The organism is Marinobacter orientalis (assembly GCF_004792665.1).
Taxonomy (GTDB): Bacteria; Pseudomonadota; Gammaproteobacteria; order Pseudomonadales; family Oleiphilaceae; genus Marinobacter; species Marinobacter orientalis.
Map to the genome: position 1 here is coordinate 65,202 of NZ_SRZX01000005.1, position 17,459 is coordinate 82,660.

Annotated in this window: 17 protein-coding genes; 8 read left to right on the forward strand and 9 right to left on the reverse strand. The window is 59.1% G+C overall.

What is annotated here, in order from left to right; genetic code table 11:
- Nucleotides 1–7: 7 nt before the first annotated feature.
- Both DIT72_RS13790 and DIT72_RS13795 read left to right on the forward strand, forming a co-directional pair.
- Nucleotides 8–1,129, forward strand: a complete 1,122-nt coding sequence (locus DIT72_RS13790) for a tRNA-queuosine alpha-mannosyltransferase domain-containing protein (RefSeq protein ID WP_135955826.1) — start codon at nt 8–10, stop codon at nt 1,127–1,129.
- Nucleotides 1,130–1,158: 29 nt separating this feature from the next.
- Complete coding sequence (locus tag DIT72_RS13795) at nt 1,159–2,127, forward strand: NAD(P)H-quinone oxidoreductase (RefSeq protein WP_135955827.1); 969 nt, start codon at nt 1,159–1,161, stop codon at nt 2,125–2,127.
- Between the two features lie 26 nt (nt 2,128–2,153).
- On the opposite strand, the gene DIT72_RS13800 is transcribed toward DIT72_RS13795, so the two are convergent.
- On the reverse strand, nt 2,154–3,179 hold the full coding sequence (locus DIT72_RS13800) for an NADP-dependent oxidoreductase (RefSeq protein ID WP_135955828.1): 1,026 nt from the start codon (nt 3,177–3,179) through the stop codon (nt 2,154–2,156).
- A gap of 201 nt (nt 3,180–3,380) precedes the next feature.
- Between DIT72_RS13800 and DIT72_RS13805 the strand changes: the two genes are divergently transcribed.
- Entirely contained in the window at nt 3,381–4,463 is a 1,083-nt protein-coding gene (locus DIT72_RS13805; RefSeq protein ID WP_228260824.1) for a GGDEF domain-containing protein, read from the forward strand.
- On the opposite strand, the gene DIT72_RS13810 is transcribed toward DIT72_RS13805, so the two are convergent.
- Nucleotides 4,454–5,377: a DUF1853 family protein gene (locus tag DIT72_RS13810; RefSeq protein ID WP_135955829.1), complete on the reverse strand. Its 924-nt coding sequence runs from the start codon at nt 5,375–5,377 to the stop codon at nt 4,454–4,456. The two genes, DIT72_RS13805 and DIT72_RS13810, sit on opposite strands and share 10 nt — an antisense overlap.
- Nucleotides 5,378–5,408: 31 nt before the next feature.
- On the opposite strand from DIT72_RS13810, the gene DIT72_RS13815 reads away from it, so the two are divergent.
- The 4 genes from DIT72_RS13815 (at nt 5,409) to DIT72_RS13830 (ending at nt 9,174) form a co-directional block, all read left to right on the forward strand.
- A complete protein-coding gene (locus DIT72_RS13815) occupies nt 5,409–5,849 on the forward strand; it encodes a VOC family protein (protein WP_135955830.1) in 441 nt (146 codons plus the stop codon).
- Between the two features lie 107 nt (nt 5,850–5,956).
- A complete protein-coding gene (locus tag DIT72_RS13820; RefSeq protein WP_135955831.1) occupies nt 5,957–7,363 on the forward strand; it encodes a mannose-1-phosphate guanylyltransferase/mannose-6-phosphate isomerase in 1,407 nt (468 codons plus the stop codon).
- Nucleotides 7,364–7,418: 55 nt separating this feature from the next.
- Nucleotides 7,419–8,825 carry a hypothetical protein gene (locus tag DIT72_RS13825; RefSeq protein WP_135955832.1) on the forward strand — a complete coding sequence of 469 codons (1,407 nt, stop codon included), beginning with the start codon at nt 7,419–7,421 and terminating at the stop codon, nt 8,823–8,825.
- Complete coding sequence (locus DIT72_RS13830; protein WP_135955833.1) at nt 8,797–9,174, forward strand: hypothetical protein; 378 nt, start codon at nt 8,797–8,799, stop codon at nt 9,172–9,174. Before DIT72_RS13825 ends, DIT72_RS13830 begins: the two co-directional genes overlap by 29 nt.
- A 61-nt stretch (nt 9,175–9,235) precedes the next feature.
- Here the strand turns inward: DIT72_RS13830 and DIT72_RS18525 are convergent, their stop codons facing one another.
- Nucleotides 9,236–9,817: a cold-shock protein gene (locus DIT72_RS18525; protein WP_135955834.1), complete on the reverse strand. Its 582-nt coding sequence runs from the start codon at nt 9,815–9,817 to the stop codon at nt 9,236–9,238.
- 187 nt (nt 9,818–10,004) lie between these two features.
- Here DIT72_RS18525 and DIT72_RS13840 point away from each other — a divergent pair, with 187 nt between their 5' ends.
- On the forward strand, nt 10,005–10,223 hold the full coding sequence (locus DIT72_RS13840; RefSeq protein WP_135955835.1) for a SlyX family protein: 219 nt from the start codon (nt 10,005–10,007) through the stop codon (nt 10,221–10,223).
- Here the strand turns inward: DIT72_RS13840 and dapE are convergent, their stop codons facing one another.
- From dapE to map, 6 genes are read right to left on the reverse strand one after another with little or no spacing between them, the layout of a single operon-like run.
- Nucleotides 10,224–11,372, reverse strand: coding sequence for a succinyl-diaminopimelate desuccinylase (gene dapE / locus DIT72_RS13845; RefSeq protein WP_135955836.1), 1,149 nt, complete (start codon nt 11,370–11,372; stop codon nt 10,224–10,226). It abuts the gene before it with no gap.
- Complete coding sequence (gene dapD / locus DIT72_RS13850) at nt 11,359–12,387, reverse strand: 2,3,4,5-tetrahydropyridine-2,6-dicarboxylate N-succinyltransferase (RefSeq protein WP_135955837.1); 1,029 nt, start codon at nt 12,385–12,387, stop codon at nt 11,359–11,361. The genes dapE and dapD overlap by 14 nt, the downstream gene beginning before the upstream one ends.
- 17 nt (nt 12,388–12,404) lie before the next feature.
- On the reverse strand, nt 12,405–12,749 hold the full coding sequence (locus DIT72_RS13855; RefSeq protein WP_135955838.1) for an ArsC family reductase: 345 nt from the start codon (nt 12,747–12,749) through the stop codon (nt 12,405–12,407).
- A complete protein-coding gene (dapC, locus tag DIT72_RS13860) occupies nt 12,746–13,948 on the reverse strand; it encodes a succinyldiaminopimelate transaminase (RefSeq protein ID WP_135955839.1) in 1,203 nt (400 codons plus the stop codon). The genes DIT72_RS13855 and dapC overlap by 4 nt, the downstream gene beginning before the upstream one ends.
- Entirely contained in the window at nt 13,945–16,590 is a 2,646-nt protein-coding gene (locus tag DIT72_RS13865) for a [protein-PII] uridylyltransferase (protein ID WP_135955840.1), read from the reverse strand. Before DIT72_RS13865 ends, dapC begins: the two co-directional genes overlap by 4 nt.
- A complete protein-coding gene (gene map / locus DIT72_RS13870) occupies nt 16,591–17,361 on the reverse strand; it encodes a type I methionyl aminopeptidase (RefSeq protein ID WP_135955841.1) in 771 nt (256 codons plus the stop codon). It lies immediately after the preceding gene.
- Nucleotides 17,362–17,459 lie beyond the last annotated feature (98 nt).

Here is a 17,459-nt window from a genome sequence, read left to right on the forward strand (position 1 = left end):
TGCGCGGATGCCATCACAGCTTCCATACCATCGGCCCCGCATCCTGCTTTTATCCGCCTACGACGCCGGCAGCCACCAGCGCTGGCGGGAACAGCTGGTTGCCAGCCAGCCGGATTTCCACTGGGAGGTGCTGGCGCTGCCGCCCCGGTTTTTTCGCTGGCGGATTCGGGGCAACGCACTGAGCTGGCTGCAGGAGCCGGCGCTTCGGGGCCGTTATGACCTGCTGATCGTCACCTCCATGGTGGACCTGGCCTCGCTGAAGGGGTTTCATCCCCATCTGGCGCACACGCCCTCGATTCTTTATATGCACGAAAACCAGTTTGCCTACCCGGACTCCGGTCGTCAGCATTCCAGCGCTGAACCGAAAATGGTGAATTTATACAGCGCTGTTGCGGCTGACCAGGTACTGTTTAACAGCACGTGGAACCGGAACAGTTTTCTGCAGGGAGCCTGCCGGTTCCTGGACAAGATGCCGGACGGACTTCCCGATGGTCTGATTGGCCGTATCCGCGAAAAATCCCGGGTGTTGCCGGTGCCCATTGAGGATCGGTTGTTTACCGAAAGACATTATACCGTCAACACTCAGTGCCCCCATCTGCTCTGGAACCATCGCTGGGAGTACGACAAGGCGCCAGACCGGTTGCTATTGATGCTGGATGCCCTGGCGGCGGCTGGCCAGGACTTCCGGCTGAGCGTGGTGGGGGAACAGTTCCGTAATCAGCCCAAGTCATTTAACCTGATACACGAGCGTCACCGGGAACGAATTGTGGGCTGGGGGTATCTGCAAAGCAGGGCAGATTACGATCGCCTGCTGGCGGAAGCGGATGTGGTCATTTCCACCGCTCTCCATGACTTCCAGGGGCTTTCGGTGCTGGAAGCGATGGCCTCCGGTTGCGTGGCGTTGACTCCGGACCGCCTTGCCTATCCGGAATACGTGCCTGCCACACAACGATACGCCAGCCATGCTGATGACCCGGTGGCGGAAGCGAATGCAGCAGCCAGCCTTTTGTGCAAGCTGTTGCAACAGAATACCGGCCCTTGCGTGCCGGAGGCCTGGCGACTCAGCGAACTGCAAAAGAAATATTACAATGTGATCAGTGCAACTCTGGGCCGGCTGACGGTATCCTGAGCCTGACTCAAAACATGGAGTAAGCGCAGATGATGAGAGCCATCAAGGTCAGTGGCGACACCTTAAGTTGGGAGTCTTACGACATCCCTTCCGAAGTACCGGAACATCATGTAGCTATTGATATTGCATGGACCGCCATCAACCGTGCGGACCTGATGCAGCGAGCCGGTGTGTATCCGCCACCGCCGGGCGCCTCGGAAATCCTGGGTCTGGAAGTGAGCGGAACCATTTCCGAAGTGGGGGAGGGCGTGGATCACCTTAAACCGGGCGACGAAGTCTGTGCCCTGCTTACCGGCGGTGGTTACGCTACCCATGTGGTGGTGCCGGCTGTTCAGGTACTGCCGATTCCGAAAGGTTTTACTCTGGAAGAGGCAGCGGCAATTCCGGAAGTGTTCGCCACGGCCTGGCTCAATCTGTATCACGAAGCTGGTCTGAAGCCCGGTGAAAAAGTGCTGGTTCATGCTGCTGCCAGCGGTCTTGGTACAGCAGTTATCCAGTTGGCGACGGCGCTAGGTAATCCCGTGTTTGCCACCGCAGGGGATAACGGGAAACTGGAGACCTGTAAGAGACTGGGCGCCAGTGGCGTCTGGAATCGCAAGGACGGTTCGTTCGTCGACGCTATCAAAGCCTGGGGCGGGGTAGATATGGTGCTGGATCCGGTTGGTGGCAACTACATCACTGACGATCAGAAGGTGCTGAACGCGGATGGCCGGATCATACTCATTGGGCTGATGGGCGGGCGCATGGCGGAAGTCGATCTGGGACTGATGTTGATGAAGCGTCATCGGCTGATCGGCTCGACCCTGCGTTCACGGCCGGTAGCAGACAAGGGCGACGTAATGAGCGCCCTTTACAAGCATGTCTGGCCGCTGCTCAGTGCGCGGCAGATTGATCCGGTGATTGACAGTTCCTGGCCCATTGAGAAGGCCGGCGAAGCCATGGAGTACGTCGCCCAGAACCGGAATACCGGAAAGGTGTTGCTGCAGGTAGTCGGGTAGACCTCCATCCCTGGAGGTCTGACGGGTCAGTCGGCGATGTGCACCAGTTGCTTGCCGAAGTTCTTGCCTTTCAGCATGCCTTTGAAGGCTTCCGGCGCGTTTTCCAGGCCTTCGGCGATGGTCTCGAGATATTTGAGCTCACCGGCGGCCACACGATCCGCCAGGATATTGGTGATTTCCTGGTGTCTGTCCTGCCATTCGGTGACCAGGAAGAAGCGATGCTCCGGCACCGGGGCCAGCGCCTTGAGTACGTGGAAGGGGGTTTCCACCGAGCTCATGTCTTCCGCGTTATAGGCTGACACAAAGCCGCAAATGGGCACCCGCGCGCCAGGATTCAGCAGGGGCGCCACGGCACGGGTCACCGCTCCGCCAACATTCTCGAAGTAGATATCGATGCCATCAGGGCAGGCGGCTTTCAGGTCGGCCTCCAGGTTGCCCGCTTTGTAATCGACACAGGCATCAAAGCCCAGCTCTTCCACTACGTAACGGCATTTTTCGGGGCCGCCGGCCACACCGACTGCGCGACAGCCTTCTTTCCTGGCGGTCTGGCCAACCACGGTTCCAACGGGGCCGGACGCCGCAGAGACCACCACCGTTTCGCCGGCTTCTGGCCTGCCCACGTACATCAGGCCACAGTAGCCCGTACGCCCGGGCATGCCGGCCACACCCAGATAAGCCTGCAGGGGTACATTGTCCTTCTGGTCTATTCTGTAGATCATTTCCGCATCGCCGGGCAACACTGCATACTCCTGCCAACCGGAATAACAGGTTACCAGATCGCCCACCTTCAGCTTGTCGGAGCGGGACTCAACAATTCGCGCAACGCTTTCGCCAACGATCACCTCACCAAGACCGATAGGGTCCATGTAACCTTTGGCGTCGTTCATGCGTGGGCGCATGTAAGGATCCAGAGACAACCACAGCACTTTGGCCAGAACTTCGCCTTCCTTCAGGTCACGGACCGGGCGTTCTTCCAGTACCAGGTCGCCCTCGCTGATCTCGCCCCTGGGGCGCTGGTCAAGAATCACAGCTCGATTGGTATAGTTGCTCACAAAATCTCTCCGGTTGCATAATGAAACCAGATTAGGGTGCAGCAGAATCGTTTTGAGGTCAACATCGGAGGTTGGAGAACGCCGGGTTACACGCAAGGTAGGTGTTACTTGCAATAATTTTCAAATTTTTACGTTTGCGGTAAGCAGGCCGGTAATTTTCGGCGTACTCTGGTGGCCACCATTCGGAAAACCGGTCTCTACATGAGTCAGTCCAGGTTTATGGCTGCCAGGAATCCAGTCAGGGAAAGTCGTCCGCAGTTCTGGCAGGTCGCCAAGCGCTGTTGTCAGCTCGCGGCAACGGTTGATGTGGCGTTTTTCTTCCTTTTCCATCTTCTCGGCTCCCCCATTCTGGCCTGGGTCAATGTGGTCAGCGTTGCCATGTATGTGGTGGCTTACCGGGCGCTGGGCAAAAAACAGAATGGCCTGGCCATCACGTTGATCTGGGCCGAGGTAATCATTCACGCCGGGCTTGGGGTCGTGCTCATTGGCTGGGAGAGCGGTTTCCATTATTACCTGCTGATGTTCATTCCGGCGCTGTTTGTCAGTATGCGGTTGCGGGGAGCGATAGCGGCGCTCGCCGGACTATGGGGCTATTACGTCGCGTTGTATCTTTTGATGTGGTTTATTGAACCATTGCAGCCCATTGCTCCCGGGCCCCTGCTTGGAGTTTACCTGTTCAACCTGAGCGTGGTGTTCGCCATGTTCAGTTATCTCTCCTTTTTCTACGTCACCATGGTGACATCGGCGAACAGGAAGCTGCGGCGAATGGCGACCACGGACCCGTTAACGGGCCTCTTTAACCGCAGGCATATGACCTGTCTCGTGGAGAAAGAACTGGCCCGGTTTCGGCGAAACGGCCATCCGGTGGCTTTCCTCGTGCTCGACATCGATCATTTCAAGGCGATCAATGACCAGTACGGCCACGAAACCGGCGATCGGGTACTTGAAGATGTTGCCGGTATTATCAAGACCCGGTTGCGTACTCAGGACCTGATTGCCCGGTGGGGCGGGGAAGAGTTTCTCGCGGTACTTCCGGATACCGGCATACAGAGCGGCCAGGCCAGCGCCGAGCGGGTGCGGGAGGCGCTTCTGACCCACGACTGGCTGGCGCCGAACGGGGAGCGGATCGACCTTACCATCAGTGCTGGCGTCAGCGAGTTCCGTGCGGAGGACGACCTGAATTCCGCCATCAACCGGGCAGACAGGGCGCTCTATCGCAGCAAGGAACTTGGCCGCAACCGGGTAGAGCTGGAGGTGGTTCAGGAGGTCGCTCTTCAGTCCTGACGGGCTGAAGCGGGCCAGATACCCGGAACCACAAATATCCGCGATGTTTCCTGCCAGTAGCCGTCCACCGGCGATTGTTCCAGCCGGGCAAACAGGCGCGGAATGCCGGCTGAACGGACAACCTCCAGTGCCGCCCCCGTTTCCCGGAAGTCGGGCGCCGCCTGCTGGCGCCAGGGGCCCAGCCAGTGGGGCTTGACCAGCGGAATCCATTGTTTTGTGCTCTCAACCATCCTCTCCAGCTGGTCAATGTAAAGCCAGTCACCCCGCAGGTGGTTTGCCGGTACGCCGGCGGGCACCGGAAGAGGGGCGCCCAGTGGATGGAACAGGTACCCCGGCATGAAAATCCTTGGCCGGGACGGTGCTTCTATCCCCATTGACGCCAGAAGGCTGCGCGCTTCCGGCCGTTCTGACATCCGGCTCTGATGACTGATCAGCCGACCGGTCTTGATGTCCAGGCGATCCCTTGAATCGGGCCCGTACCACATCGCTGCGTCCCCACCTGCCTCGAGGTGGCCAAGGTAGAACTTCACCGCAATCTCATGGTGCTCAACAGCATTGTCTGCGGGATTCCGGACCACAAAATCCAGCTCGCCCAGGGTAATGCCACGGCTTCTGACGGGCTGGTTCCTGAGCAGGATCTCCCAACCGAGCAGATCCCGTACCAGGCACTCGTAAAGACGCTCGAAATAGTGCCCGAGGCGTCGGGCCGGCTGTTCCGTGAGCACGCTCGGGCCAAGGCGGGGTGCGCTGTCCCAGGCCTTCAGTCGTTCTTCAGCATCTGCTGGCAGGTGTTTTTCCGGAACAAATCCCATGGCAGAGCTGATAAGCTGGGGGGCATGACACATCCACGCCAGATGGCGCACGGCTGGAAGGCGGTATTGAAGATGGGCTGTGGTTTCCGGATGTTGGCTCATGATGGCAGGATAACCCAACAGGAGGCGAGATATGCAGTATCTGCACACGATGATCCGGGTCAGTAATCTGGATGAGACCCTGCATTTTTTCTGCGACTTGCTCGGCATGGTTGAAATCAACCGCAAGAGCAGCGAGAAAGGCCGTTTTACCCTGGTTTTCCTGGCAGCCCCGGACGATGAAGGGCGGGCGAAAGAGGACAAGGCTCCGATGATTGAGCTCACCTACAACTGGGACCCGGAAGAGTATACTGGCGGTCGTAATTTCGGGCATCTGGCTTATCGGGTGGATGATATCTACGCACTGTGTAGTCACTTGCAGGCCAATGGCGTTACTATCAACCGCCCGCCCCGCGACGGCCATATGGCTTTTATCCGGTCGCCGGATGCCATTTCCATCGAACTGCTCCAGAAAGGCGAAGCTCTGCCAGCCAGGGAACCCTGGGCCAGCATGGAAAATGTCGGGACCTGGTGAGCCGATGCCTGGTTATACTTTGGGTGAAACCGGTTCAAGCGCCAGCAGCGGGACAATCCGGCGACGTTTGGGGTAAAATTCGCGAAAATTCAAGACAAGGACGACCCATGCTCGCAGTGATTCTTTCTGGCGGTTCCGGCACCCGTTTGTGGCCGCTATCCCGTGAAGCCTATCCCAAGCAGTTTCTGCCGGTGGTGTCGGACGAGACCCTGCTGGCGGAGACCATTGACCGTGGCCTGACCCTTGACGGGAAGGCCAGGGTGATGGCAATCACCAATGAAGAGCACCGGTTTGTAGTGGCTGCCCATCTGCAGGCGCAGGCACCGGAACGTACCGCGGGAATCATCCTCGAGCCGGTGGGCCGCAATACCGCCCCGGCGATCGCCCTGGCAGCATTGTCGGCGGCCGAAGAAAACCCGGAAGAGTTGCTGCTGGTCATGCCTTCGGATCATGTACTGAAGAACCTGGACGCCTTCCGCCAGGCCGTCAGCCAGGGTGCAGAAGCGGCCCGGGCGGGAAAACTGGTCACTTTCGGTATTGTGCCAAGCGCACCGCACACCGGTTATGGCTATATCAAGGCCGGCCAGGCCCATGAGGGCTTTAACGACGTTGCCGCTTTTGTGGAAAAGCCGGACGAAGAAACGGCTCGCCGGTATCTGGAGGAGGGCGACTATTTCTGGAACAGCGGCATGTTCCTGTTCCGGGCCGACCGCTATCTGGAGGAACTGGAAAGCCAGCAACCCGAGATGATCGACGCCTGCCGGGCGGCCTGGAAGGAGCGGAATACCGACATGGATTTCACCCGTGTCGGCAGCGATGCTTTCAAAGCCTGCCCGGATAATTCCGTTGACTACGCTGTTATGGAAAAAACCCGCGATGCCGTGGTGGTGCCCCTGGACGCCGGATGGTCGGATGTGGGTTCCTGGTCGGCGCTCTGGGACATCCAGCCCCACGATGGCAACAACAACGTATGCCGCGGAGACGTCATCACCGAGGACGTCTCAGGCTCCTATATCCACTCCGAAGGCCGTCTGATTGCCGCCCTGGGCATTACCGATCACGTCATTGTTGAAACCGATGACGTGGTGCTGGTAGCGGATCGTAACCGGGTTCAGGATGTAAAGAAGCTGGTTGCCCAGGTCAGGGATCAGGGCCGGCATGAGCACCGGTTCCACAAGAAGGTGCACCGCCCCTGGGGCACTTATGAAGGCATTGCCATGGGTGGACGCTTCCAGGTGAAGCGCATTACCGTCAACCCCGGCGCCTCGCTTTCGCTGCAGAAGCATCATCACCGTGCCGAGCACTGGGTGGTGGTCAAGGGCACGGCAACCGTCAATCGTGGTGATGAGGTATTGCTCCTGACCGAAGACCAGTCCACCTATATTCCGTTGGGCATCACTCACAGGCTGACCAACCCCGGTGTGATTCCCCTGGAGCTGATTGAGGTGCAGACTGGCAGTTACCTGGGTGAGGACGACATTGTACGTTTCGAGGACACCTACAACCGGGTCTGACCGGATTTCGTGAAAACGGCATCAGGACGATGCCGGCCACCACAAGGAGAAGTGAATGGAAGACTGGCAAGGATGCCTGAGCCCCCTCTGTCAAACCGCACTACAACGCGCAAGGGATAGCGTCGCCCAGCGTGGCGGCTATGCCATCACCGTCGAGGATTTCCTGCTGTCGCTGCTGGATGGCGAGCCTGCCATTTGTGAATTCCTGCGTCGCGGTGGCGTCGACCTTGATGAACTGACCCGCACCATCCAGTGCGAGCAGCCCATCGTCACCGAAGTAGGTGGCGAAGGGCTGCTATCGTCGCAGCTTTTGTACTGGTTCTCGGCGGCCCGTGAACTGAGCGATGCTCCCTGGCTGGACTGGCCGCTACTGTTCTCGGCGCTGACCCGCAATGCCGAGCGGTTGCAGGAAAAAGCCTACGTCGCCGTACTGGAACTGGTGAGCCGCTGGCCTGCTGGTGAGGGCTGCCTGCGCCAGGTTGCCGAGACCGCCGCCGGAGAAGCTCCGGTGGTTATTACCGATCCTGAGTGGCTGGCGCTGGCGGAAGATGTGGCCGTTACCATGGCGTCGGTTCCGGGGGCGATGGTGTGGGTCAGGGGCGCAAGAGGCAGCGGTAAAACCAGTTGGTTGCAGGCACTGCTACCGTTTCTGGAGTCCGGATTTGTCAGCCTCGACCTTCGCAATGAGGCGGAGATGATGGCCAGTGACCGGCCCGTCATGCCTGCCCGGGGCGGCGACCGGCGAGCCTGTCCGGCGCTGATTCTGGATAACATTTCCCCGGCTGATCTGGCTGCCATGATGTCATCCGAACAGGGTCTGGCCAGAAGACTGGTGACTGGTTACCCGGGCCCTGTGATCATGCTGGGGCCTGCGTCAGCCCGGGTTGATGAAGCCATTGAGGAGCTGGAATGCTCTCTGGGCAGAGAGCTTGATGTTTTCGACATGCCTGGCGCCAGCGCGGGACAGAAAACAGCCATTCTTATCGCCCATCAGTCGGCCATAGAGCGGCACTGGAACGTTGAGCTTTCCCAGGCGCTGGTCCGTTATGCGGCTTCCAGCAAAAGCGGGCTGGCGGGAACTCCGGGCGGTATGCTGCAGTGGGTGGAACGGGCGGCCGCCAGGCTGAATCTGTTTGCTGAACGCGGCTCCATTGATGGTCTGGCACTGGCCGGGATGACAGATACGCTCGGGCGTCAGGCCCTGGTGGCGATGGCGCGACAACAGCCGCTGGAAGGACTTGAGCAGTCCCTGGAAAGTGTTGCCATCGAGCGTGCAGCAGCGGACGTGGCGTGGCATGAGCGCAAGGCCGAGGGCATGCTTCGCACATTGAAGGTGGAAGACCTTCGCCATGAACTGGAACGCTGGGTTGCAGCCCGTCCCGGGCCGGTTCACTATGTTGTCCATTGTGACCAACCGGCAGGAGAAACAGAGGGTGCAGGATCTCGAAATCTATATTCGTGACCTTGAGTCGGCGGCGGTATCGGACTGGCTGGCCAATCATCTTGATGAAGTTGAGCTTGCGGACGATACGCTGGCGGGCCGGGCGGTAAAAGGCAAAGCCTGGTATCGGGGGCATAGCGTACGGGTCAGTCTGTATCCGGGAGCGGGCGGCAGGCGCTATACGTCTGTGATTCTGGAGGGGGAGGACCTGCCCTGGGCTTCGGACCTGGACTGCGCCCGCAGTGCATGGCGTGCCATGGGTACCGAGATTCGCTGTAGCGCCGGTGACTGGAAGGAAGGGGAACCGGTGGAAGACGAGCGATGGTGGCGGCTGGACCAGCGCGGAGAGCAGTTGGCGGTCTGGAACTGACAGAACAAAAAAGGGGCAGCCAATGGCTGCCCCTTTTCCGATTACTGCCAGGCCTTGCGGTTCATTCGTCGCTCAGGATCGACACGTTGTCTGCCTGGAGGCCCTTGTCTGCCTCCACAACACTGAACCGGACCCGCTGGCCCTGGCGCAGGACGCGGCGGCCACGGCCACGAATTGCACGGAAGTGGACAAAGACTTCATCGCCACTTTCGCGAACGATAAAGCCAAAGCCTTTTTTGACGTTGAACCATTTGACGGTGCCCTCTTCATCACCCTCTGGTGTGGTGTCGTCGAAATCTTCCTCGTCATCGTAATCGGGTTGGGACTGTTGACGTGGAGCAGCCTGGCGCGGCGGGGCGCTGCTGCGGGGGGCCTGCGGCTTCAGTTCTGATGGTTTCTTGGCGGCCAGAGCCACTGTCACAAAGCCTGCCAGGCCGAAAAGAACAACAGTGATGATGTAAGCGGCAATGCCCTGGGGGCTGCCCAATACAAACGTCGTATTGGTTGCCACTTCGCTGGTGCCGGACTGTGACAGAATCTGGAAGAGCTCCGGGGTGAAAGTCACCAACAGAAAGCCGAGGATAAACGGTGACGGAATGGCGACCAGGAGAGCAAGAACGATCGCTTTTGCTGGGTTTTGCATGGACTTAAGTTTCTCCATTAATAATCAAACGCTAACGATAAAAAACCGGATATCGGGTAAAATCGGGTCTCCGGTCGGTGAAAACCGCGAGGATTCTGTGAGGCACAAACATGCCTCTGAGATCCCTGGCGGGCAAAAGCGGCATGATACCAGATAACAGGGAGCGCTGACCAAGCGGCATGAGCACATGAGCGATAAAGATCTAGAAACCAGGCTGGATGAGCTGGAAACCCGACTGGCGTTCCAGGACGATGTCATCCAGACACTGAGCGAGCAGGTGGCGCGGCAGGAACTGGATATCCGCGAGCTCTGGGAAGCGAAAAAGCACCTGAACACGCAGCTCAAGGAAGTGTCGTCGTCAAACATCAGGAAGGAGGAGGACGAAACCCCTCCTCCTCACTACTGATCAGGCCAGCAGCTCGATGAGGATCTGCTCGTAAATTTCTGACAATGTATCCAGGTCTGTCGCCTTTACGCATTCATTGACCTTGTGGATGGTGGCGTTGAGCGGGCCCAGCTCCAGAACCTGGGCGCCCGTCGGGGCAATGAAGCGCCCGTCCGAGGTGCCGCCGGAAGTGGACAGCTCGGCTTCCCGGCCCGTGACAGTGCGGATGGCACTTTGCGCCGCAGAGACCAGTGCGCCCCGGTCCGTGAGGAAGGGGCGGCCGCTCAGGTGCCACTGCAGCTCATACTTCAGCTCAAGGCGATCCAGAATGGCCACCACACGCTCTTCCAGGCTCTCCGCCGTGTTTTCCGTGCAGTAGCGGAAGTTGAAGTGCACCAGACATTCACCCGGAATGATGTTGCTGCCGGTACCGGCCTCGATTCTGGTGATCTGGAAGGTAGTGGGCGGAAAGAAGTCATTGCCGTTATCCCAGAATTCCTTTGCCAGCGCATCCAGCGCAGGGGCAACGGTGTGCACCGGATTCTCCGCCAGATGGGGGTAGGCCACATGGCCCTGGGTTCCGTGTACGGTCAGGTAACCATGGAGTGAGCCCCTGCGCCCATTCTTGATGACATCGCCCACCTCGCGGGTGCTGGACGGCTCACCAATCAGGCACCAGTCGATCTTCTCATGCCTGGCTTCCAGGGTTTCCACCACTTTCACGGTACCGTCCCGCGCGGGGCCTTCCTCGTCGCTGGTGATCAGCAGGGCAATGGAACCCCGGTGGTCCGGGTACCTGTTCACGAAACGCTCGCAGGCGGTGATGAATGCCGCCAGACTGCCTTTCATATCGGCGGCGCCGCGGCCATGGAGATAACCGTCATCAATCACCGCGTCGAATGGCGGGTGACGCCAGTTTTTCTCCGGGCCGGTAGGGACAACATCTGTGTGTCCCGCGAACGCCAGCAGCGGGCCATCCGAGCCCTTGCGGGCCCAGAGATTGTCGGTCTCACCAAAGCGCAGGGCCTCGCCCTTGAAGCCAAGGGCCGCAAGCCGCGACATCATCAGCTCCTGGCAGCCGGCATCATCGGGGGTAACGGATGGCCGGCGGATCAGGTCAATCGCCAGATCCAGGGTCGGGGAAAGCGCAGGGGGATTAGTTGTTTGCATGCAGCTCGTCGTTCAGCTCAATGGCGGTCTTGTTGGTTTTGCATTCAACCGCACCAGTCTGGCTGTTACGGCGGAACAGCAGGTCCGGTTTGTTGGCAAGATCACGCGCCTTGATGACTTCAACCAGCTTGTTGTTGTCGTCCAGCAGTGCCACCTTGGTGCCGGCGGTGATGTAGAGGCCGGCTTCCACCTTGCAGCGGTCTCCCAGGGGGATGCCAATGCCGGCATTGGCGCCGATCAGGCAGTTCTCACCTACGGAGATGATGATGTTGCCGCCACCGGAGAGCGTGCCCATGGTGGAGCAGCCGCCGCCCAGATCGGAGCCCTTGCCGATCATCACGCCGGCGGAAATACGGCCTTCGATCATGCTGGTGCCCTCGGTGCCGGCGTTGAAGTTGATAAAGCCTTCGTGCATGACCGTGGTGCCTTCGCCTACATAGGCGCCCAGGCGAACACGGGCGGTATCGGCGATGCGAACGCCCTTTGGAACCACGTAATCGGTCATCTGCGGGAACTTGTCCACGGATTTCACTTCCAGTGTGCGTCCTTCAATGCGCGCCTTGAGCTGGCGGTCCGGCAGTTCGTTCAGGTCCACCGCGCCTTCGCTGGTCCAGGCGAGGTTGGGTAGCAAACCGAAGATGCCGTCCAGCTTCAGCTCATGGGGTCTGGCCTGGCGGCTGGAGATCAGATGGAGCTTGAGATAGACCTCGGCAGTGCTGGCAGCGGTCTCGTCGGTTTCCAGCAGGGTAACCACGACCGGCCGACGGCTGTCTGCCGCCTTGCCTGCCAGTGTTGACTGTTCCATCTGGCCAAGCTGGCGCAGGCCGTCGGAGAGCGCTTTGAGCTGATCGGACGTCGCCGGTACCGCGTGATTGCCACCCTGGTATTCCAGTACGTTACGAGCCACTTCGATGAGACCGTCATCGGGGGTGATGACCGGCTGCTGGTAAAACACTTCCAGCCACTCGCCCTGCTTGTTCTGGGTGCCGATACCAATTCCGAATGCAAAACTCATTGATGTGCTCCTGGTTTTCAGTGTTTGAATCTTTCGGCCCATCCGTCGGCATCAAAGCCGACGCTGACCGTGTCGCCATGCTCAACCACGGGTCGCTTGATGATGGACGGATTATCCAGCATCAGGCGATGGGCGGACTGGGCGCTAATATTATCACGAACCTCGTCCGGAAGTTTGCGCCAGGTGGTGCCGCGACGGTTCAGCAGCAGTTCCCAGCCTACTGACTGCTCCCAGTGGCTGAGCCGGTCGCTGTCCAGGCCGTCTTTCCTGAAGTCGTGGAACTTGTAGTCGATGCCAGCGTCATCCAGCCATTTACGGGCTTTCCTGACGGTGTCGCAGTTTCTGATGCCGTAAAGCTTCATGCCTTGTTCGCCTTTACAAATGTCACAATGCGGTTTGCGGCTTCCACGCATTCCTCGATTGAAGCCACCAGGGCCATCCGTACCCGGTTCTCGCCGGGGTTGTGGCCATCCACCGTGCGGGACAGGTAACGGCCGGGCAGAACGTGTACATTCTGTTGGGCCGACAGCTCCCGTGCAAAGGTTTCATCGTCCATCGGGGCTTCCGGCCAGAGGTAGAAACCGGCGTCGGGAAAGTCCACATTCATCACTTGCCGCAGGATGGGTACCACTGCTTCGAACTTGGCGCGGTAGGCGGCCCGGTTTTCCCGCACATGATCCTCATCGTTCCACGCGGCAATGCTGGCCAGCTGGTTGTGGATCGGCATGGCGCAGCCATGGTAGGTGCGGTACTTGAGGTAGCCCTTCAGGATCTCTGCATCGCCGGCCACGAAGCCGGAACGCAGGCCGGGAAGGTTGCTGCGCTTGGACAGGCTGTGGAATACGATGCAGCGGGCAAAATCGTTGCGGCCGATGGCGGCGCAGGTCTGCAGTAGCCCTTCCGGCGGCCGGCTTTCATCAGGGTAGAGCTCGGAGTAGCACTCGTCGGAGGCGATAATAAAGTCGTGCCTGTCCGCCAGTTCGATAACCTGCGTCAGGGTTTCCCGGGGCATCACCGAGCCACTCGGGTTGCCCGGCGAGCACAGGAACAGGATCTGGCAGTCTTTCCATACCGAAGCGGGCACCTGGGCGAAGTCCGGTATGAAGCTGTTGGCGGCATCGCAGGGCAGATAATGCGGCGTTGCGCCGGCAAGGAAGGCGGCGCCTTCGTAGACCTGGTAAAACGGGTTGGGGCTGACCACGGTCGCGGGGCGGCTGGAATCGACGACTGACTGGACCAGTGAGAAGATGCCTTCCCGGGTGCCATTCACCGGAACGATGTGGTGCTGCGGAGTCAATGTTCCGGATGCCAGTTCAAAGCGCCGGGTAGCCCATCCGGCGATGGCCTGCCTCAGTTCATCGGTGCCTTTGGTGGTGGGATAATTGGCAAGCTTGTCGAGGTTATCTGCAATCACCTGTTTGACGAATCCGGGGGACGGATGCTTGGGTTCGCCGATGCCCAATGAGATCGGGCTCAGGTTTTGTGGGACCTCGATGCCCGCTTTCAGGTTTGTGAGTTTTTCAAACGGGTAGGGGTGGAGTCTGTCCAGGTCCGGGTTCATTGAGTGTCGTCCAGCATTTGGCAAAGATCCTGCTGCAGAGCCTGGCAGACAGCAGGATCTCGGATCTGCTCGCCATGCTCGTCGGTTACAAAAAAGACGTCTTCCACTCGTTCGCCGAGGGTGGCTATTTTGGCGTTGGTGAGGCGCACGCGATGCTCCAGCAGTACCTGCCCGACCCGCGCCAGCAACCCCGGACGGTCCGGGGTAACAACCTCTATCACCGTGCGCTGATTGACGGTGTCGTTGGAAAACGTCACCTCGGTGGGGAAGGCAAAGTGCTTGAGTTGCCTGGGGGTGCGCCGATGGATGATGTCCGGGTAATCCTCCGGATCATCCAGTTCCTCGATCAGGCGGCTGCGTACCCGGTTCTTGCGGGCCGGGTCAGTGCCCAGCGGCTGGCCTTTCTCGTCCAGCACAATGTAGGAACTGATGGAGAAGGGACCTTCGCTGGAACTGATGCGGGCATCAACGATGTTGAGGTTGAGCTGTTCCAGCACCGCAGTGGTGGCGGCGAACAGGTCGATACGGTCGCTCATGTAGATGATGATCTGGGAATAGCCGTCCGTGGGCCCGCCGCGGGTGTCGCGGATCAGCACCAGCGGATCAGGATTGTCGCCATGGCGGATGATGGCGGCAGTCTGCCAGGCGATATCCACCGTGGAATCCTGCAGGAAGTAGTCTTCGTCCAGGGTGTCCCAGATGGCGTCAATCTGCTCGTCGGTCATGTTCTGGGCGTGGAGAATTTCCCGCGCCTCGGACTGGGTGGCTCGCACCCATTCCTGCCGGTCAACCGGTGTTTCCGAGCCGCGCCTGAGTGCCCGTTTGGTTTCGATATAAAGCTGGCGCAGCAGCGACGCACGCCAGGTATTCCAGAGTTTCGGATTGGTGGCGCTGATGTCGCACACGGTCAGCACATAAAGGTAATCCAGGTGGATCTGGCTGGGGACCGACTGTGCAAATCCGTGAATGATGTCCGGGTCGGAAATGTCCTTGCGTTGAGCGGTCATCGACATCAACAGGTGATTCTCCACCAGCCATGAAGCCAGTTGAGTGTCCCGTTCGCTGAGGTGGTGGCGTTTGCAGAAATCCTCTACATCAATGGCGCCCAGTTCCGAATGGTCGCCGCCACGACCCTTGGCTACATCGTGATACAGGCCGGCTATATACAGCGTTTCCAGTTTTGGCAACCGATGGATAAGCCGCGAGGCCAGGGGGTAATCATTGCGGGCCTCGGCGCTGTCCAGTCGCACCATGTTGCGGATGACCCGCATGGTATGGGCGTCCACGGTGTAGATGTGGAAGAGGTCGTGCTGCATCTGACCGATAATCTGGCCGAACTCCGGCAGGTAGCGGCCAAGCACGTTGTATTTCTTCATCGCTGACAGGGTCTGGTCAAGGGCGTGCGGGGTGCGCAGCAACTCCATGAACAGGGAGGTGACCGCCAGGTCCGAGCGGAAGGCGTCGTCAATCAGATGCCGATGGGCCCGCAGCGAGCGAATGGTGGTGGCCCGTATGCCCTTGATTTCCGGATGCTGCGCCATCAGCACGAAGATTTCCATGATGGCGTAGGGGGCGTAGGCGAAGACCTGGTTGTTGACCGCCTCAATATAGTAGTTGCGAATCTGGAAGCGCTTGTTCAGGGGCAGGATGTCATCGTCGTTACCCGAGCCAAGGATGGCCTCATCGTAGTACTGCAGGATGACATCGGTCAGCTCGGCCAGGGCCAGCACGGTGCGGTAATAGGACTGCATCATCAGCTCGACACCAAGGCGCTTGCCTTCATCCCGGTATCCGAGCATCTCGGCAAGGGCACGCTGATGGTCAAACAGCAGGCGGTTTTCGTTGCGGTCGGCGATCAGTTGCAGGCCATACCTCAGGCGCCAGAGGAAGGTTTCCCCCTGCAGCAGAATCTGGTGCTCTTCTTCGGTCAGTATGCTGAAACGTGTCAGATCGGCGATATTCTGCAGGCCAAAATGCCGCTTGGTAATCCAGCCGATGGTCTGTATGTCGCGCAGTGCTCCGGGGGAGCCTTTGACATTGGGCTCAAGATTGTACTCGGTGTCCCCGTACTTCGCGTGCCGGCGCTTCTGTTCTTCGCGCTTGGCGATGAAATAGTCGCGGTCGGAACTGATAGCGTCGGAATACACCTGGTGGCTGAGTTTGTCCCGCAGTTCGTCGGGGCCTGCGATGGTGCGGGTTTCCAGCAGATTAGTCAGAATGGTGACGTCTTGCCTGGCTGCATTCATGCTTTCTTCAATGCTGCGGACACTGTGGCCGATGTCCAGCTTCAGATCCCACAGCAGGGTAACGAAAGCGCCCAGGTCTTCCTGCCAGTTTTCCTCTATGCCATTGCGGGTGAGAATCAGCAGGTCTATGTCGGAGTGGGGGTGCAGTTCCCCGCGGCCATAGCCGCCGACTGCAACCAGGGAAATATCCGGGGAGGCCGCAAAGTCATACCGGTTCCAGATCAGGGCAAGAACGGTGTCCAGTGTCCCCGAACGGGAATGGACCAGGGCGCGGACATCAGCTCCCTGCCGAAACGCTTCCGCATCGGCGGTGTAACGTTCCTTCAGCAGTTCCCGTGCTGCCCTGATGGGAGATGCATCGTTTCTGATCCTGGCTTCGAGGTCGCTGAGATCCACCTAGAATGACTCTTCCGTGCGTTTGGTCAGTACCTCATGACCGTCTGCTGTCACCAGGATGGTATGCTCCCATTGTGCCGAGAGTTTGTGATCCTTGGTGACAACCGTCCAGCCATCCGGCAATAGCTTGGTGTGATACTTGCCCTGATTGATCATCGGTTCAATGGTAAAAGTCATACCTTCCTGCAGTTCCATACCGGTTCCCGGCTTGCCGTAATGCATCACCTGCGGGTCTTCGTGGAATACCTGGCCGATACCGTGGCCGCAATAATCCCGGACCACTGAGTAGCGGTGCTTCTCGGCGTGCTCCTGGATGACGTGGCCTATGTCTCCGAGGCGCGCCCCCGGCTTCACCAGTTCGATACCTTTATACAGACACTCCTGGGTAATCTGGATCAGGCGCTCGGTTCCCGGTTTGGGTTTGCCGACAATAAACATTTTGCTGGTGTCGCCGTGCCAGCCATCTTTAATAACGGTGACATCAATGTTGAGAATGTCGCCGTCCTTTAACACCTTCTTTTCGGAAGGGATGCCGTGACAGACCACATGGTTCACCGAGGTGCAGACCGACTTCGGGAAACCCTTATAGTTCAGCGGTGCCGGAATGGTTTTCTGCTCGTTGACCATATAGTCATGGCAGATGTTGTCGAGTTCCTCGGTGGTTACGCCGGGTTTGATGTGCTCTCCAATCATCTCGAGAACGTCGGCAGCGAGGCGGCCGGCGACGCGCATCTTTTCGATTTGTTCCGGAGTCTTGATCGATACCTGCATTGGGTTTCCCGTTGATTTGGATCAAACAGTCATTTTAAGGGGGAGTGTGGCCCGGTACAAGGAAGAGGCGACTGCCGGCCCCATATCGTCGCTACAAA

Coding starts and splice junctions, on each gene's coding strand:
- DIT72_RS13790 (WP_135955826.1), top strand. CDS start 8: ATGCCATCACAGCTTCCATACCATCGGCCCCGCATCCTGCTTTTATCC.
- DIT72_RS13795 (WP_135955827.1), top strand. CDS start 1,159: ATGATGAGAGCCATCAAGGTCAGTGGCGACACCTTAAGTTGGGAGTCT.
- DIT72_RS13805 (WP_228260824.1), top strand. CDS start 3,381: ATGAGTCAGTCCAGGTTTATGGCTGCCAGGAATCCAGTCAGGGAAAGT.
- DIT72_RS13810 (WP_135955829.1), bottom strand. CDS start 5,377: ATGAGCCAACATCCGGAAACCACAGCCCATCTTCAATACCGCCTTCCA.
- DIT72_RS13815 (WP_135955830.1), top strand. CDS start 5,409: ATGCAGTATCTGCACACGATGATCCGGGTCAGTAATCTGGATGAGACC.
- DIT72_RS13820 (WP_135955831.1), top strand. CDS start 5,957: ATGCTCGCAGTGATTCTTTCTGGCGGTTCCGGCACCCGTTTGTGGCCG.
- DIT72_RS13825 (WP_135955832.1), top strand. CDS start 7,419: ATGGAAGACTGGCAAGGATGCCTGAGCCCCCTCTGTCAAACCGCACTA.
- DIT72_RS18525 (WP_135955834.1), bottom strand. CDS start 9,817: ATGCAAAACCCAGCAAAAGCGATCGTTCTTGCTCTCCTGGTCGCCATT.
- DIT72_RS13840 (WP_135955835.1), top strand. CDS start 10,005: ATGAGCGATAAAGATCTAGAAACCAGGCTGGATGAGCTGGAAACCCGA.
- dapE (WP_135955836.1), bottom strand. CDS start 11,372: ATGCAAACAACTAATCCCCCTGCGCTTTCCCCGACCCTGGATCTGGCG.
- dapD (WP_135955837.1), bottom strand. CDS start 12,387: ATGAGTTTTGCATTCGGAATTGGTATCGGCACCCAGAACAAGCAGGGC.
- DIT72_RS13855 (WP_135955838.1), bottom strand. CDS start 12,749: ATGAAGCTTTACGGCATCAGAAACTGCGACACCGTCAGGAAAGCCCGT.
- dapC (WP_135955839.1), bottom strand. CDS start 13,948: ATGAACCCGGACCTGGACAGACTCCACCCCTACCCGTTTGAAAAACTC.
- map (WP_135955841.1), bottom strand. CDS start 17,361: ATGCAGGTATCGATCAAGACTCCGGAACAAATCGAAAAGATGCGCGTC.